The sequence below is a fragment of the Pantoea osteomyelitidis genome, assembly GCF_044342975.1.
Classification (GTDB): Bacteria; Pseudomonadota; Gammaproteobacteria; order Enterobacterales; family Enterobacteriaceae; genus Pantoea; species Pantoea osteomyelitidis.
In genome coordinates this window covers 155,615-171,624 of record NZ_JBGFSN010000012.1, presented here as the reverse complement: position 1 = coordinate 171,624, position 16,010 = coordinate 155,615, and the positions used below count along the sequence as shown (strand labels likewise).

Here is a 16,010-nt window from a genome sequence, read left to right as displayed (position 1 = left end):
CATTGAACCGGCATGCGGCGTGTCTCTCTCACTCTTGTACGAGCACAAAATCAGGTTTAACCCTGCTAATAATGTACTGGTAATTGTTTGCGGCGGGGCATCGGTCACGCTGGAAGGGATCGTAGGCTGACAGAAGAACAAATTAATCCTGCCAGAGTTTATGAGCAAAAGGATCGGCGAACTGCCCGGTTAATCAACTTGTTTTGAAGTGAGTTGAGTCCGTTTTGTCACAAAGCAGACTGGCGCGTGGGTCAAGGTCCGCTATGAGCGAAAAGCGGACGTTGTTACGATCGGGGTAACGTATTCTAACTCACCATATGGCAACGGGTTGCTTTATCTCAGACTATAACTTCGCAAGTTCATCAACCAATCAGGGACCTTCGACATAAAGCAACATAGTCTGTGCAATAGCCATTTTGGCATCGCGAAAAATGCAGGACATCTCAGGCTGTTTAAATATTAATCATGTAGTAATCGCTAAGCTTGTTAGCATTAAAGGTTAAATTTATATTATTGATTGTATTGATTATATTTTATTATCCGCAAATTGCTATTGTATGCCCTGCCATTTGAGTGTAGTGATCACTACATTATCAGCCTGCAGCAATGAGGAGAAAAAACAATGACTCAGTCTTTTCAGAACAAAATCGCAGTTATAACTGGAGCGTCATCTGGCATTGGTCTGGGAATAGCACAGGAGCTTTCAGCACTCGGTGCAACCGTAATCATTACAGGGCGAAACAAAAATAAACTGGAACTGGCAGTCAGTACGCTTGGCCCGAATGCGTGTCAGTTTCAGGTGGATGTGAGCAATCTGACGGAGCTGAATACATTTTATGAGCAAATCCGTTCCCGGTTTGGTCGCATTGATATTCTGATAGCAAATGCAGGCATGGGAGAGATTGAACCTCTCGGGCAAATTACCCCGGAAAAGTTTGATCTCCAGTTCACCACAAATGTCAGGGGTATCACTTTTACCGTACAGAAAGCCTTGCCGCTTATGAAGCCCGGCAGCAGTATTGTTATCACAGGCTCAACTGCTTCTATTAATCCCGGAGAAGGACTGAGTGTCTATGGCGGTACCAAGGCCGCCTTACGCGCTATGGTTCGTAGCTGGATACTGGATATCAAGGGTGCCGGCATTCGCATCAATATCCTCAGTCCCGGTCCGGTTGATACGCAGTCCCTGCGCGATTTCCTTCCAGAACCGGTGGACGCAATCCTGCAGTCTTTACGCGACCGCAGCCCGCTTGGTCGCATTGGGCGGACCGAGGAAATTGCGAAAGCTGTAGTTTTTCTTTCCAGTGATGCCGCCGCTTATATCAATGGCGCAGAGATATTCGCCGACGGTGGTGCTTCTCAGATCTGACCGAATCTCTGAAGAGATAAGATCTGTGGACAGCCCGTATGTCCGACGATTCACTGTTTTCTGCTGTAGTGCGCACTGGCTTTCACTTTTTTATACCCGTCAGCCATCAGAGCCAGAACGGCGAGCCATATCGGGATATATGTCAGCAGCGATGCCAGGGTCAGTTTTTCTCCTGGCAGAAAAAGTGACACCAGAAATAACAGCAGGGGCTCGACATAAGACAGCATGCCAAACACCGTAAACGAGAGGCTACTGCTTGCAAGCAGGAAGCAGAGTAATGCAGAACCGCTCAGTAATCCCAGCCCTGCCAGGATGACCCATCCGCCGACAGGACCTGCGGGTAACCATTCTTTTCCGCTTCCCTGATAAAACAGCAGGGCAATTGCTGGCATCACAAGTAGTAAGTTTTCTGCAATTACGCTAAAGAAAGCGTTATTTTGCAGCTGACGTTTGATAATGAAATACGGCGGATATCCCAGCATAACGACAAGCGCCACGAACGGAAGAGAACGCACTATCATAATTTCAGCCGCAACGCCGCAGCCCGCCAGCAGTACAGCAATTTTCTGCCACCCTGACATCTTTTCACCGTACAACGCTCTGCCGGTTAGTACCATGGCCAGAGGCAACAGAAAGTACCCGAGTGCAAGTGACCGGCTTTGCCCGTTGACGGGTGCCCAGCAGAAAATAATTATCTGCAGGCCAAGAAGCGCGGCGCAGGCAAGTGTTGCAATGAGCAGTCGTGTACTTTTTATCACTGACGTTAAATAGTGCCAGAAACAACCCAGATTTTTTCGAAAGGCCAGTGTCAGAATCAGCAACAGCACGGTTGTTACTGCGCGCCATCCGGCTATCTGCCATCCATTCAGCGGGTGCAGAAAAACGCTGTAATAGCAAAGCCCAGCAAACAGCACTGATGACGCTAATGACAGCGTGATGCCCTTATGTGCAGACATATCTCCCCCTGAAACTTTTACGGGAAAAACAAGGTGGTAATAAAAATGCGAAGCACCAGTCAACAGATACTCCGCTGACCGGTGCGTCTTATAAGCAGACTCAGGGCAGCTGAATCGACGTACCCGGAATTGTCAGTGCAAACTCAGCACCAAACACGATTGCTGGCGTATGAAAGCCGGGGCAGCATTCATCACTGAGAACGCGCCTGGCAGCCTCAACGGCCGCAAGCGGCGTATAGGAATACCCGTTAACCGTTTCGATTACAGCCCGTTGCACAGTCCCGTCCGAGCCGGTGACTTCGGCTACGGCGCGTGCACGACTGGCATCACGTTCCTCCTGCCCGGGCCCGTCAGGAAGCAGGGACAAATCACCCTCCGGAAAAGCATCTCCGGTCACATGGACAAACATCTCAATATCCGGAATACCGGTTGAATGCCATGCCGTCACCAGATCGCCAAAGGAAAGCGGCGCACAGGCGACAGGCCCCTCACCAAAATCAAACCAGCCGGGTTGCGTATTCTCTTTCGTCATCAAAGTACCGTTAACGCGTTCCAGCAGACCGGCGCCGATAATTTCACCTGCGCTGACAGCAGAACCCCGGGACATAGATCCGGCCACCTGTAAGGCTATGCGCAGCCGCCGGGGTTCATGTACCTGTCGGGCAAGGCGAACCGCCAGACAGTCAGTCGGCACCACATCCCAGCCCACGCCGGGCATCAGCATGCTGCCAGCCCGCGTAGCCACATCCCCCAGTGATTCGGCCAGCCGGTAAATGTTAATTTCCGCCGTGATATCGAGGTAGTGAATACCCTGCGCGATACAGGCTTTCATCAGCAGCTCTGCCGTGCCGGCGAACGGCCCGGCACAGTTCAGCACGACGCTTACTCCTTCCAGCTGGCGAATGAGTTCATCTTTATCTTCAAGGCTGAAAACCCGCATCCCGGCATCAAGTGATTCTGCGAGCGCGGCCAGAGGCGGCTCTTTTCTGCCGGCAACAATAATGTTGAGGCCGGCAATTGTTGCCTGTGCGGCAATCATGCGCCCCGTATAACCGGCTGCGCCATATATCAGTAATGTCTTTATCATTGAGGGTGCTGCCAGTCTTTGTAAACAAATTCCAGGCTGTAGCCATCAGGATCGAATACACCTGCTGCGTAATAGCGTGGATCGTAGTGAAGCCGGGCACCGGGCGCACCGTTATCAGTTGCGCCGGCACGCATGGCTGCAGCATAGGCTTCATTCACCATGGTCTGATTCCGGGCAACGAACCCGACGTGCACGGCAGACGGAGCCACAACGCCTTCGCGGAGCCAGAAAAAAATCCGGCCCTGAGCACCAAAACCTTTCAAATCCGGGTGTCCGGGATGCCCGTCTTTTCCGTCATAATCATGACGCACCGTGATGCCGAGAGGGGCAAGCGCTTCAGTATAAAAATCAACGGAACGGCCAGTATCGGTGACCGACAGGAACACGTGATCAAGCATAAATACTCCCCAATATTTCAGATTTGATAGCCGCCCGCGACCTCAATCGACTGTGCGTTAATCCAGCCATTACGTTCAGAAGCCAGTCCCGCAATAACACGACCGACATCATCAGGTTCGCCCACCCGCCCAAGAGAAGTTTGCGAGGCCAGAAGTTGCTCAAACTCATCATTCAGTCCTCCCCCCAGAGAGGTGCGAATAGCGCCCGGCGAGACTGAGTTTGCCCTGATACCCCGGGGCCCGAATTCTTTTGCCATATAACGTGTCATCACTTCCAGTCCGCCCTTGAAGGCGGCATAAGGGGCGACGCCGACAGTCGCTACGCGCGTGGTCGCGCTCGTGATATTAATAATATGGCCACCGTCGCTTATCAGCGGCAGAAGCATCTGAGTCAGAAAAAAAGGGCCTTTCAGATGAACCTGGAACAGCTCGTCAAACTGATTTTCGGTAACGCTTTCAATCAGGTTAAACAGGCCAAATCCGGCGTTATTAACCAGTACATCAAGGTTATCGCGGCCCCAGAAATACCTGAGCATATTCTTAAGCTCATCCCGAAATGCGCCAAATGAGTCGGTACGGGCCACATCAAGTTTCAGTGCGGCAGCCTGACCTCCCGCTCGCTCAATTTCTTTTACTACATCCTCAGCGAAATCCGGGTGATTGTTATACGTAACGATGACGCCCATTCCGTCTGCCGCGCACTGTCTTGCAGCACTGACGCCAATACCACCGCTGCCACCTGTGATCAGTACAACTTTCATGGTGCTTTTCCTTATTCATTGCGATATGAAAAGGTTAAAGCACTCGTCATCACAGGGCTTCTGTGTTCCTGCTCGATTCTTGCCTTTTTCTGCTTTATGCTCGTTTATCTTAATTCTGAGGAGACTGGCGGTGACACTGGATCCCCTGCTTGATGAGTTACGTCAGCTGACAGCCCATGCCCGAAACTGGCGAACAGAAACCGGTATCCCGCGGGTGGCAATGGTTCAGGGCGATATCCCCGCACATGCGCTGGCTGCGGTTTATGAGCCGATGGTAAATCTCATACTGCGGGGAAGAAAATCCATGACGGTGGGTGACCGGATATTCAATTACGATCCTGCATCTTACTTTGTCATGTCAGTCGATTTGCCTGCGGTAGGCGACGTACATCCTGATGCCAGTGGCGCACCTTATCTTGCTGTCAGCCTGACTCTGACGCCGGAACGGATTGCAACGCTGCTGGCTGATTTACCCCCTCTGACGGCTGATTCACAGTCGGGTGCTTTTTCGGTCGCCGCCGTTACGCCCGAACTGCTGGATGCGTGGGTAAGAATACTTCGTCTGATGAAAACGCCTGAAGACATCCCCGCGCTCGCACCGGTGTATGAGCGGGAAATCCTTTATCACGTTCTGAAAGGCCCACACGGCTGGATGCTGAGGGATATTGCTTTACCGGGAACGATGCTGGCGCGCATTGGCAATGCCATTCGATGGATAAGACACAATTTTGCTTCAGAGTTCGTGGTTGAATCACTGGCCGGGCAGGAAGCCATGAGCGTATCGGCTTTTCATCGTCATTTTAAGTCCGTAACAAACATGAGTCCTGTCCAGTATCAGAAACGCGTCCGCCTTCTGCATGCCCGGACGAAACTGCTTGCGCGGCAGCAGAGCGTCACGTCTGTTGCTATGGAGGTGGGTTACCGCAGCGTGCCTCAGTTTAATCGTGAGTACGCCCGGTTCTTTGGCCGCTCTCCTTTAAAGGATGCTGCAAGCCTCCACAAGGAGACTGATGAGGCAGAGAGTTTTATAAATCACCACATTTAGTGATGATGTGAACTTAGCTGGCGTAATAAAGGAATCACTGACCTCACGGTGCTTCACTTAGTGAACAGCAGGCCTGACCTCAGACGTAATTTATTTCGCAAAGTGAGTGCCGGCAGCCTTACTCATGCATTTTGACACACGACTTCGATGTTATTACCGTCCGGATCAAAAATGAAAGCCGCGTAGTAGTGAGAATGGTAGTGGTTGCGAATTCCCGGCGCGCCATTGTCTCTGCCGCCCGCCTGTACAGCGGCATGCCAGAATTCATCAACTTTGGCGCGCTCCCTGGCAGCAAAAGCTAGATGCACTGAAGCGCCAGGCATGTCTTTATCGTGCAGCCACAGCCTCGGGTATCCATCCGGGCCAAGCCCATACCGGGATCCACCGGTAATAGTTCGCTCCGGTGGCACAGAAATAATCAGGCTGAATCCCAGCGGAGCGAGAGCTGCTTCAAAAAATCTGAGCGATACCTGAGCATTTTTTACGGCAATTTCAATATGGTCGATAACGGACATCGCTTTTACCTCCGGGTTAAACAGTTGCTGGCGTCAGCAGAGCGCTGAATGCCTGACCGGCCAGCTGAGCCACGGCAGCTAACCTGGCTTTTGACAGGCCCGTTGAAGCGGCTGAAGAAAAGCCCCGCAGCGTTGTCACAACATAATCAGAAAGTTCGCGGTCCCGCACAGGCTCATACTGCCGGATATAGTTTCTGATGAACTCAATTCCTGCCTCACCATAGCGACATGCCAGTTCCCGGGCCTGCGGATCATCGGCACGCATACCTTCAGCCACAAGACAGCCCCGCTGTACCGGAGACCGGGCGTACAGACGCGCAGCAGTAACAAAAAGGTCTGCAACGGCCTCATTCAGCGGTCTGCCCGGCGTCAGAATTTTGTCAGCCGGCAGGTTTCCTTCGGCAACATACAGCTTCAGGCAGCGCTCAAACAGCCCGGCTTTACTGCCGTAAGCGGCGTACAGGCTGGGAGGGTTTATATTCAGCGCCTTCGTCAGTTCCGTTATGCCTACAGCATCATAACCATGCTGATGAAACAGTGCCTTAGCCGTCTGTACGCCGGACTCTCTGTCAAACGTTCGCCTGCGTGGCTTTAGCAATTTTTCGATATCACTCATATACCCATGTCCTCGTTACGCCAGAAGTGTGTCAGTTGTCATCTTAAAACTTTCCTTTAGTGATCGCTACAATAAGTTAATGACAGCCCGTTCAGGTCTGTATATAGTGATCACTACATTAACTATTAAGGTATTCATATGAATCAGTCTGTTAACAAAAAAGTTGCCGTCATCACTGGTGGCAGTAGTGGAATTGGTCTGGCTATAGCAAAAAGGCTTAGCGATGAAGGCGCAAATATTGTTATCACCGGCCGGACGGAAGAAACCCTCAAAAAGGCGGTAATGAATCTGGGTGAAAATGCAAAAGGTATCGTTTCTGACGTCAGCAGCAAGGCAAGTCTGGATGCGCTTTATGAAAGGATTAAAGCAGAATTTGGCCGCATTGATATTCTTGTCGCTAATGCCGGCGGCGGGGTCCATGCCCCGCTTGGCAAAATTACTGAAAAACAGATTGATGACCAGTTCGCCACAAATGTTAAAGGCGTTGTGCTGACTGTTCAGCAGGCTTTGCCCCTGCTTGGAAAGGGATCAAGCGTAATCATTATTGGTTCGACGGCCTCTGTAGACCCGGGTCCAAACATGAGTATTTATGGTGCGACCAAAGCCGCAGTCAGGAACATGGTGAGAAGCTGGGTTACAGAGCTGCATGGCTCCGGCATACGGATAAATATTGTCAGCCCCGGTCCTGTCAATACAGAGTCACTCAGAGCCGCATTTGGAGAAAATGCCAGAGAAGGGCTCTCATTCCTGACCGCGAAGAGTCCCCTGGGGCGCATTGGTGAGCCTGAAGAAATTGCTGCTGTTGCAACATTCCTGGCCAGTGATGCCTCAGGTTATGTGAACGGAATTGAGCTGTTCGCTGATGGAGGAGCATCTCAAACCTGACAGATGTCAATACTCAGAGTTTTAACACAATAGCTTGCTGCCCGAGGTGATCGTTCTGACCTCATATCTTCCTGATGACAGTTCTTCAACAGCAGATTTAGCTAAATTAACAGTAGATAGCTATTTGCTTCACATTTGTAGGTTCGCAACCCGCTTCTGGCACAAATCCACCTGAAGCGGGCCTACTGTCGACTAAGAGCGAGAAACAGAAGTACAGCTTCTGTACGTTCCGCCCCGGTAAACGAGTGTACTCAATGACTGAACGTCCGGACTATCGATCTCCGGAATCGGTCAGTGTAGCCCTCAGGTGAGGAAGACTCTGCGGATATTTTGCTGAATAAACTCAATCATTTTCTCCCGCACGTGACAGCGTAAATCTCAGGCGGTAGGGGAGTTCTGCGCCGTCATCAGCATCCTGATCGTCATGGTTTTGTCATTAGTGTCGGTAACCTGAAGCACCTGAGTTTGTTGATACCAGAGTTTTGTTTCACTGAGTACTTTTTCAAAGTGCTTGCGGAGAGGTTCTAATGGCATGGAGTAATCAAGGTAAAGAAAAACAGAGCCTAAAAGTTGTGCATTATTACGCGCCCAGTTTTGTGGCCCCCTCCGACGCCTCAGCAGGCCGGGCCGTCAGCCCTGTAGCGCTAACCAACAGAGCCGGTAAGCTCGCGAACCGCGTTGACGCGTTTCGGGCCTGTCGGCTGAGGTTTTATGGCAGAAGAAACACAAGAGGTTGGATGAACCAATCTTCCGGATTCCGTGTACGCTGACATAAGATCAATAAACAGCGACCGTAAAGGAGAGGGGGCCCGCTCAGAGGTTTTTTGAAAACGGATCAAAACAGAAAGGGAGAAATGTACTTAATCGTCATCCGACTCTGCCAGTGTTTCAGTATCAGGCAGAATGAGATCAAATGAGCGAACCGCCATAACATATTTAACCGTTCTGCCGTCAATCTCTTCAAACAGACAACAGGCGGCCAGGCGGAAGTTAAGCGGCACGGCAGACTCCAGGTAACGCTTAATCAGCGTACCAGGCAAGGTGTCGAGGGGTTTGATGTCAGCTGATATCAACAGACTGCCGTCCTCCAGCCTGTCTTTGTAGGCCTGCACCAGTTGAAAGCCGTACAGGCCGGTATTCTGAAATGACTCCCAGTCGTTATAGATTGGCTCATTAGTTACACCGAGGAAAAATTTGCCTTTCAGGCTTTTCAGCAATCGGGCCTCATAATCCGGATGCAGGCGAACCAGACCGCCGTTGACAGATTCTGCGTCCAGTACGGAAAGATTTACGCGGTAAAGGCCATTGCTGTCTGGCTTTATCGGGCCGTAGTTGATGCCCTGTGTTTTACGAACCATCTGTCACCTTGTTCGGGACGCTGATATACCTCGTCCTGATGTGTTTTCATGTCCCTGTAATTTTATCATGCCTGAGACAACTGACTGTCGGAATGCTTAGCCACCGGGCCCCGGTTGAGTATTTTGTGAAGGGATTAATCTGCTGGCTGGATGGTGCTTGCGGTATCGGATTCACACTGACCGGATTTGCAGGAAGCGGGCTTTGAGTGCTTCAGCATCTTCTCCGAAATGCGCCTGGCGGTGATCGTTCGGACAAAGAACGATTAAATTAATCAGTTCATCCGCACCGCCAGAGCTGACTGGCTCAATGTGGTGGACCTCTGCGAAAATTTCTCCTTTCGCTGTGCGAAATCCGGTTGAACCGCAATGCTCACATATTCCCTTACTTCTTTGCATTGCCAGAGTCCGTAATTTTTTACTGCGGATTACTGCCTGGGAAGTATCTTCCTCTGTTGATCCGGCGGCTCCGCTTTTTTGATCCACATAAACAACACGCTTTTCTCTGATCAGGGTGAGTTCGTTATTTGAAGGGTTATAGTCAGCAGACCAGAAAGCATCATCAAGCACCCGCAGAGAATTTCCTTTTTCAGTATGTAATATCACCTGCACGGGTATCTGACGTTCAGCTATAGCCCTGTAGACCTTATCCATTGCACGCCCTTTATGTTTCTTTCCAAGAGCAATATAACGGGTAACATACCCACCAGGTGCGGATTCTGATTGGTGCACATTATCCAGCCAGATATTCACCACAGCTACATCGTTTTCCAGCCATGCCCATTGCATGCTCAGGGGTGAGGCGGGTCCGGACCAGTTTTCTAATTTCATTCCTGCCTGTTTCAGTAAATCATAAATGCGGGTGCCTGACTGAAGTGCCGGTAAGCTCATATATCCTCCTGAGTGAAAGTTACTTATTAATCGGCAGCAAAGCTTGCCGGTTTATCCGGTGCGGGGTTATTTACAATTTTCCGGGAGATTACATGAGATTCATGTGCGCTTCGGTTACCGACGAACTGGCATAAATACAGGAGCCTGTTAAGGTATTGAAAAACCAGGAAGGATGACGATGGATAAGAAACGCTACCCTGTCAAAATTACGCGAGACGGTACAATAAAAACGTACTCCCCGGATTTTCAAACGTTGGAGAGCTTTACCAAAAGCTGGCAGTCAGTTTTGAAACGGCATCACGGTACTAATGCACTTGTCCAGTGCATGTGTCCAGGAAAAGCGGAGCGGAAGTTCTACATTGGGCTTCGTCAGACATCAGATCTGTATTACCTGAGCAGATTTAAGAACAGTGGCATTGAGCACTACGACGAATGCCGGTGGTATTCATCTGCGTCGATCAGCGGGCAACAACATTATCAGGAAGGTGTGGTTACTGAAGATGACAATGGGTTTTTGCGGATCAGGCTGGCGGTCTCTCTCAATGCCGGAGAACCGGTCGAATGCACGCCACCTCCCGGAGTAAATGAGAATCCTCAGGAAGGAGGCCGTTCCAAAGCACAGATGAAGCTGGCAGGGCTACTCAGTCTCCTGTGGACTGAGGCCGGACTGAATATGTGGTATCCCAAAATGGAAAAAAAACGTTTCACCAGCTCTGTTCACACCTGGTTGCAGCAGGCGGCATGCGGGATTAAGGTTGGTCGTACTACCCTGAATAAAGTGCTGCTGGCTGGAGCGCTGAATGATTCCGATCAGGCAAAACAGAACGAGCAGAAGCTTTCAGAGGCAGCTGCCAATAACAAACGGCTTGTGGTTACCACTTCTCTGGCTAAATGGTCCGCTGAGCGGGAATGTGATCCGGGCCGGGTCCCCGTTAAGGACTTCTTTGGTCTGCCGAAGCTGTCAGTTGATGCTTCTCTATGGGCCGGGACGCTTAAAAGCCATCCGACAGAGTTAGCAGCCTGGCAAAGAGATGAACGAATAATCGTGATTGCGCTGACTGATGTTCCCGAAGGGGATGAAGCCGACGTTCTCCGCCTGGCCCTGATGCATGTCAGTAAACGCTGGATCCCGCTTGATTCATCTCTTGAGGGACTCGTTGAGGACAAACTGGTAAGAGAGAAACGAAAATTCATCAAGCCGATGCGCTTTGATGCAGAAAAGGATGATGTCTTCGCTGATTTTCACCTACTGGACACGCTCGTGCACCACCAGCCTCTGGAAGTGTTTGGTATGGATACAGCGGAATATAATACGCGTAAGGCAGTTAAAATGCAGCATTATGACAGCAAATACGGCGTCGGCGGATGGTGGTACTGGGATGCGATTGCTGAGCCTGACGAAAGTAATATTCCTGCCTTTCCGCCAGCCAAAATCCGGGCTTTAAAGAATGTCGGTGCGGAAAATAGTGACGGCTCATAAATACCGTAAAGTAGCCAAATGACCCGGCTGCGCCGGACTGACAGGGAAAAGGATGTCGCGTGGGCGCTCCGCTTTACCGGCTTAACCTCCACGGTGTTCCGGTTTCGCGGTGATAAAGGTCCGGAGCCGCCTGCGGCTTACGCCGTGCCTCTACTGTAGCCGGGCCGCGGCAGATGCAAGGGAAGCGTAAACGCCGTCACCTTCACCCGGTCGCAGTTTATTTCAAAAGGCTTTATCCGCCGTCTTCCCGTCGTTTGCCGGCTCAATTTTCGCCGTCAAACCGTCCAGCCTGCTTCTGTTTTTTTTACTGCGCTGCGGCTTCGGTGACGCCCTTGCATCCTCCGCTTTTCGCCCGGCTGTCGTGTCGGCACGGCGTAAGCCGGAACTCAGACGACATTGATCACGGAGGATTTTTATGAGCATGACTACCACTACTCCTGCTGTATACGTTGGCACTTACCACAAATACAACAGCGGTAGCATTTTCGGTAAATGGTTTGACCTGACGGCATTTGACGGTAAGGAGGACTTTTACGCGGCCTGCCAGACGCTGCACGCCGATGAAAGGGACGCCGAATTTATGTTTCAGGACTGGGAAGGCATTCCGACACAGTTTGTTTCTGAATGCTCCATAGACTGGGATTTTATCGCCGCTTATAAACGTGCAGAGGAGGAGGGCATGGAGGCCGCCTTTATCGCGTGGGCGGAGTATACCGGCGAGTGTGACTATGACGCGTTTGAGGATGCATACCGCGGCGAAGCAGAAAACGAGGAGGACTACGCACAGGAACTTGTTGAGCATAGCGGCTTGCTGAATGAGGTGCCGGAGTCGCTGCGCGGCTACTTTGATTTTGAGGCTTATGCGCGTGACCTGTTCAGCAGCGGATATGTTTTCCATGACGGCTATGTCTTCAGCAACTGATTAATCCCCGGCAGGCGGTGCAGCCGCCTGTCAGCCCGCGCGAAAACCCCTGGCAGGCCAGGCCTGCCGGCGAAAACCGCCGCGCCTTCGGCGCCACTCTTCTCCGCCTGTCTCTGCTGATACAGTGGCGTCCGTTCCCGATTATCCATGCACTGCAACGGGCTGAGGATATCCCTGTTCCGGTGATAACTCCTGCCCTGGCTCTGGCGTTGTTACTGCTGTTGCCGACGCTTTCTGTTCGGGGACTTCTGACATTGTATCGCCATCCTGCGGGCGACTTCCCTCCGGGAAACGGGGCTGTCGTAAACGGAGCCGGTAAACCGTCTCCGCCCTGGCGGGCTTCCATCCCACTGTCGCCAGGTCAACATCACGCTTGCAGCATCCGTTCACGGATGCGCCGCTTTCACCAGCCCGGCGATACTGCTGCCGGGCCTCTTCGGGGCAACGCCGTTTCGCGCCCGCGCGTTCCGTCGTTGCGGCGGGTTCCTGCTCATTCCTCTGCCGGGTCATTTCACCCTTTTGAGTCCTTTCGCCGGGGCTGAGACAAGCACAGTCGCTGTCAGCTGTCCAGGGTAAATGGCACGCGGTAAACCGCGCCCCGGACAGCAGCCATCGCCCGCGCTGGTTTACGCCCTTGCGGCGAACGGCTCTCAAACGGGTGAAGGTAACAACCAGCGGGCGCGTTCAGCAGGACCCCGCAAAACGTCAAAACCGCGGCCCCGGCAACTCAACGGGTGAGGGTTTTTAAAGGAAAAACAACCGAAAGGAGATTCATCATGACAGTACGTGGCATCAACAAAGTCATCATTGTGGGCTATCTGGGGCAGGACCCGGAAATCCGTTACATGCCCAACGGCGGCGCAGTGGCAAATCTCAGCCTCGCTACTTCTGAGTCCTGGCGCGATAAGCAGACCGGAGAAATGCGTGAAAACACCGAATGGCATCGTGTGGTGCTGTTTGGCAAGCTCGCTGAAGTGGCGGGTGAATACCTGCGTAAGGGCACTCAGCTGTATGTCGAAGGTCAGTTGCGTACCCGCAACTGGCAGGACGACAACGGCCTGACCCGTTATATCACCGAAATCGTGGTCGGGCAGAACGGCACTATGCAGATGCTGGGCGGTTGTCGTGATGGCGGTCAGTCACAGAGTGCTGCACCGCAGCAGCCAGCGCAACCGCAGACTCCGGCACAATCTGCTGACGCATCGTCTGCATCCCTGAAAGCGAAGGGAAGCAGAAAAGGCCGTCAGAGCACCGCGCAGCCTCAGCAACCGCCACAGCCGTTACCGCAGGATTTCCCGCCGATGGATGATGACGCCCCGTTCTGACAGACATGATGAAAACGCCTCGCGACCTACGGGGCCTGAAAAGGAGATAAACATGACGAATCTGAATGCCCGACCGCTGAAATCCTTGCCCGATGGCACGTTCATCCGCCAGCAGGCCTTCGCGGTGGTATCGCAGTTTGAAAATGTTTCGATTGAGGACGATCAGGGTACGCATTTTCGTCTTGTGGTTCGCCACGAAGGTTGCATGGTCTGGCGGGCATGGAATTTTGAACCGGGAGCCGAATTCGAGCTGAACCGTTTCACAGAACGCTATGGTATCCGTAAAGCGCAATAAGAAGGTGCCCTGCCGGAGCAGCAACTCCGCAGGGCCGGACAATCATCAATATCCAGTGAGGTATCAACGATGTCAGTAACCGAGTCTAAAGCAAAAACGCCTGCTAAAACCAGCAAAAAAGCAGTTAAACCTGCCGAAGCGGCTGCCCTCAAAGCGGCGTTTGAGGCAGCACAGATTGAAATGGTGCCGCTGTCGGCGCTGGTCAAATCCCCGCTGAACGTCCGTACCATCCCGTATCCGGTGGAGAGCGTACGCGACCTGGCTGACACCATTCTGGCTATCGGCCTGATCCAGAATCTGGTGGTTCACACGTTGCCGGACGGCCTGTCAGGCGTTGCGGCAGGTGGTCGTCGCCTTGCCGCACTGCAACTGTTGCTCAGTGAACAGCGCATCGATGCCGGGTATCTGGTTATCGTCAAGCGCGTCAGCGACGAACTGGCGGTGGTAGCCTCGATGGTGGAGAACAGCCAGCGTGTGGCGATGCATCCGGCAGAGCAGATCAGCGGGTTCCGCACGCTGTCTGAGCAAGGGAAGACCCCGGCGCAGATCGGTGACCAGCTGGGCTATGGCTCCCGCCACGTCCGGCGCATGTTGAAACTGGCAAACCTTGCCCCGGAACTTATTGCTCTGCTGGCAGAGAACAAGCTCGACGTGGAGCAGTGTCAGGCGCTGAGTCTGGAGAACGATCCAGTGCGTCAGGTAGAGATTTACCAGCGCGTGAAGGCGCAGCACAGCTACGCCCCCGCGCACATGCTTAAACGCGCTATCACTGATACCGAAATCGGCGTGAACCACTCCCGCTTCGTGTTTATCGGGCGCGAGGCGTACGAGGCCGCAGGTGGCGTGGTGCGTGAGGATTTGTTCAGCGCCCAAGAAGAGGACGGTACGGCAGACGGTGTGCTGGTTGAGCGTCTGGTGCAGGAGAAGCTGGAGTCCGCCGCGCTGGCAATCGAACTGCAGGAAGGGTGGTCATGGTCACTGGCACGGGAGGGCGCGGTCAGAAACTACGGTGACGACCGCGAACATTATCTGCTGTTACCAGAGCCGGAGGCACAGTACACCACTGACGAGCAGCAGCGTCTCGATGAACTGTACGCCACTCAGGAGGCCACTGAAACTTTTGAGGACGAAGCCGCGATTCAGGTGCTGATTGACGAAATTGAAAATGCAGCATCGATCCGGGCGTGGACACCGGAGCAGAAAGCGGCCTGCGGTGTGGTGGTCAGCCTGTATGACGGTGAACTTTGCGTCCAGCGCGGGGTGCAGAAGAAAGTTCAGGACGAGAATACCGGAGGGCAGGGAGTGGGGGACGGCAGCGGTTCCCTTCATGTGGTCACCCGCAGTACGCCGGATGCGGCGGAAGGCATCAGCGCCCCGTTGCTCAAAAAGATGTCTTCCGAGCGGACGCTGGCGGTGCAGGCCGCTCTGGTACAACAGCCCGAAAAAGCGGTTGCCCTGATGGTCTGGCGACTGTGTGCCTGCACCTTCGATTATAGCAACACCACCCGACATCCATTCGTGATGCGCCTGGAAGTCCATCACAGCGGGCTGACCAGTGAAGCCCCGACCGGAAAGAATGGTCAGGCGTGGCAGAGTCTGATGCAGGAGAAAGCCCGTCTGGAGGCGCTGCTGCCGGAGGGCTGGAAGAAGGACTACACCACCTTTTTTACGCTTGACGGACAAACCCTGATGAGCCTGATGGCGTTCTGCACCGCCTGTTCGGTGGACGGGGTTCAGACCCGGACGATGGGCCATACCACACAGAGCGACCTTAATGGCGTGGAAGCGGCGCTCGGGTTTCACCTGCGCGACTGGTGGCAGCCGACTGCGGCGAACTTCCTCGGCCTTCTCAGCAGGAATCAGATTGTGGATGCGCTGAAGGATGCCGGACTGACCGGGGCCGCATCTGATGCAGAAAAAATGAAGAAGGGAGATGCCGCCAGCCACGCTGAACAGTGGCTTTCCGGTACGCGCTGGGTTCCTGGCTGGATGCAGTCCCCGGACACGGTCAAACCTGACGGCACTGATGATGATGCGACAGACACTGATAACGATACGGAACACGCAGCCTGATAACGGAGACGCCGCCCGGCGAGGCGGCGATAAGGAG

At 53.0% G+C, this 16,010-nt stretch carries 16 protein-coding genes and 1 pseudogene; 8 read left to right on the top strand and 9 right to left on the bottom strand.

The genetic code is table 11. The features are described from left to right. Nucleotides 1–622 precede the first annotated feature (622 nt). Complete coding sequence (locus tag ABU178_RS19900; protein ID WP_397218180.1) at nt 623–1,369, top strand: SDR family NAD(P)-dependent oxidoreductase; 747 nt, start codon at nt 623–625, stop codon at nt 1,367–1,369. A 50-nt stretch (nt 1,370–1,419) separates the two neighbouring features. Here the strand turns inward: ABU178_RS19900 and rarD are convergent, their stop codons facing one another. From rarD to ABU178_RS19880, 4 genes are all read right to left on the bottom strand, one after another. Continuing rightward, nucleotides 1,420–2,325, bottom strand: a complete 906-nt coding sequence (gene rarD / locus ABU178_RS19895; protein ID WP_397218178.1) for an EamA family transporter RarD — start codon at nt 2,323–2,325, stop codon at nt 1,420–1,422. Between the two features lie 100 nt (nt 2,326–2,425). Then, a complete protein-coding gene (locus tag ABU178_RS19890) occupies nt 2,426–3,412 on the bottom strand; it encodes a saccharopine dehydrogenase family protein (protein WP_397218176.1) in 987 nt (328 codons plus the stop codon). Beyond that, nucleotides 3,409–3,810, bottom strand: coding sequence for a VOC family protein (locus tag ABU178_RS19885; RefSeq protein ID WP_397218174.1), 402 nt, complete (start codon nt 3,808–3,810; stop codon nt 3,409–3,411). Before ABU178_RS19885 ends, ABU178_RS19890 begins: the two co-directional genes overlap by 4 nt. 17 nt (nt 3,811–3,827) lie before the next feature. Beyond that, nucleotides 3,828–4,571: an SDR family NAD(P)-dependent oxidoreductase gene (locus ABU178_RS19880; RefSeq protein WP_397218172.1), complete on the bottom strand. Its 744-nt coding sequence runs from the start codon at nt 4,569–4,571 to the stop codon at nt 3,828–3,830. 136 nt (nt 4,572–4,707) lie between these two features. Between ABU178_RS19880 and ABU178_RS19875 the strand changes: the two genes are divergently transcribed. Continuing rightward, complete coding sequence (locus ABU178_RS19875) at nt 4,708–5,616, top strand: AraC family transcriptional regulator (protein ID WP_397218193.1); 909 nt, start codon at nt 4,708–4,710, stop codon at nt 5,614–5,616. 122 nt (nt 5,617–5,738) lie between these two features. Here ABU178_RS19875 and ABU178_RS19870 read toward each other — a convergent pair whose 3' ends face one another. Together ABU178_RS19870 and ABU178_RS19865 are read right to left on the bottom strand one after the other, a co-directional pair. Then, nucleotides 5,739–6,131 (bottom strand): VOC family protein, encoded by a 393-nt coding sequence (locus ABU178_RS19870; protein ID WP_397218170.1) that lies wholly within the window; start codon nt 6,129–6,131, stop codon nt 5,739–5,741. A gap of 16 nt (nt 6,132–6,147) precedes the next feature. Beyond that, nucleotides 6,148–6,747, bottom strand: a complete 600-nt coding sequence (locus ABU178_RS19865) for a TetR/AcrR family transcriptional regulator (RefSeq protein WP_397218168.1) — start codon at nt 6,745–6,747, stop codon at nt 6,148–6,150. A 138-nt stretch (nt 6,748–6,885) separates the two neighbouring features. Here ABU178_RS19865 and ABU178_RS19860 point away from each other — a divergent pair, with 138 nt between their 5' ends. Then, nucleotides 6,886–7,632 (top strand): SDR family NAD(P)-dependent oxidoreductase, encoded by a 747-nt coding sequence (locus ABU178_RS19860; protein WP_397218166.1) that lies wholly within the window; start codon nt 6,886–6,888, stop codon nt 7,630–7,632. Between the two features lie 271 nt (nt 7,633–7,903). On the opposite strand, the pseudogene ABU178_RS19855 reads toward ABU178_RS19860, so the two are convergent. The 3 genes and pseudogenes from ABU178_RS19855 to ABU178_RS19845 all read right to left on the bottom strand — a co-directional run. Further along, nucleotides 7,904–8,229 (bottom strand): annotated as a pseudogene (locus ABU178_RS19855) (mechanosensitive ion channel family protein); the annotation flags it as partial. 263 nt (nt 8,230–8,492) lie between these two features. Next, nucleotides 8,493–8,990: a hypothetical protein gene (locus tag ABU178_RS19850; protein WP_397218164.1), complete on the bottom strand. Its 498-nt coding sequence runs from the start codon at nt 8,988–8,990 to the stop codon at nt 8,493–8,495. A gap of 171 nt (nt 8,991–9,161) precedes the next feature. After that, the gene (locus ABU178_RS19845; protein WP_397218162.1) at nt 9,162–9,878 is read right to left on the bottom strand and encodes an HNH endonuclease; all 717 of its coding nucleotides are present in this window, start codon (nt 9,876–9,878) and stop codon (nt 9,162–9,164) included. Nucleotides 9,879–10,056: 178 nt separating this feature from the next. Here ABU178_RS19845 and ABU178_RS19840 point away from each other — a divergent pair, with 178 nt between their 5' ends. The 5 genes from ABU178_RS19840 (at nt 10,057) to ABU178_RS19820 (ending at nt 15,973) form a co-directional block, all read left to right on the top strand. Further along, nucleotides 10,057–11,358 carry a DUF1173 family protein gene (locus ABU178_RS19840; RefSeq protein WP_397218160.1) on the top strand — a complete coding sequence of 434 codons (1,302 nt, stop codon included), beginning with the start codon at nt 10,057–10,059 and terminating at the stop codon, nt 11,356–11,358. Nucleotides 11,359–11,773: 415 nt separating this feature from the next. Continuing rightward, nucleotides 11,774–12,280, top strand: coding sequence for an antirestriction protein ArdA (locus ABU178_RS19835; protein ID WP_397218158.1), 507 nt, complete (start codon nt 11,774–11,776; stop codon nt 12,278–12,280). A 776-nt stretch (nt 12,281–13,056) separates the two neighbouring features. Next, entirely contained in the window at nt 13,057–13,605 is a 549-nt protein-coding gene (gene ssb / locus ABU178_RS19830; RefSeq protein ID WP_397218156.1) for a single-stranded DNA-binding protein, read from the top strand. Between the two features lie 52 nt (nt 13,606–13,657). Further along, on the top strand, nt 13,658–13,900 hold the full coding sequence (locus ABU178_RS19825; RefSeq protein ID WP_397218154.1) for a DUF905 domain-containing protein: 243 nt from the start codon (nt 13,658–13,660) through the stop codon (nt 13,898–13,900). 69 nt (nt 13,901–13,969) lie between these two features. Continuing rightward, nucleotides 13,970–15,973, top strand: a complete 2,004-nt coding sequence (locus ABU178_RS19820; protein ID WP_397218152.1) for a ParB/RepB/Spo0J family partition protein — start codon at nt 13,970–13,972, stop codon at nt 15,971–15,973. Nucleotides 15,974–16,010: the final 37 nt, after the last annotated feature.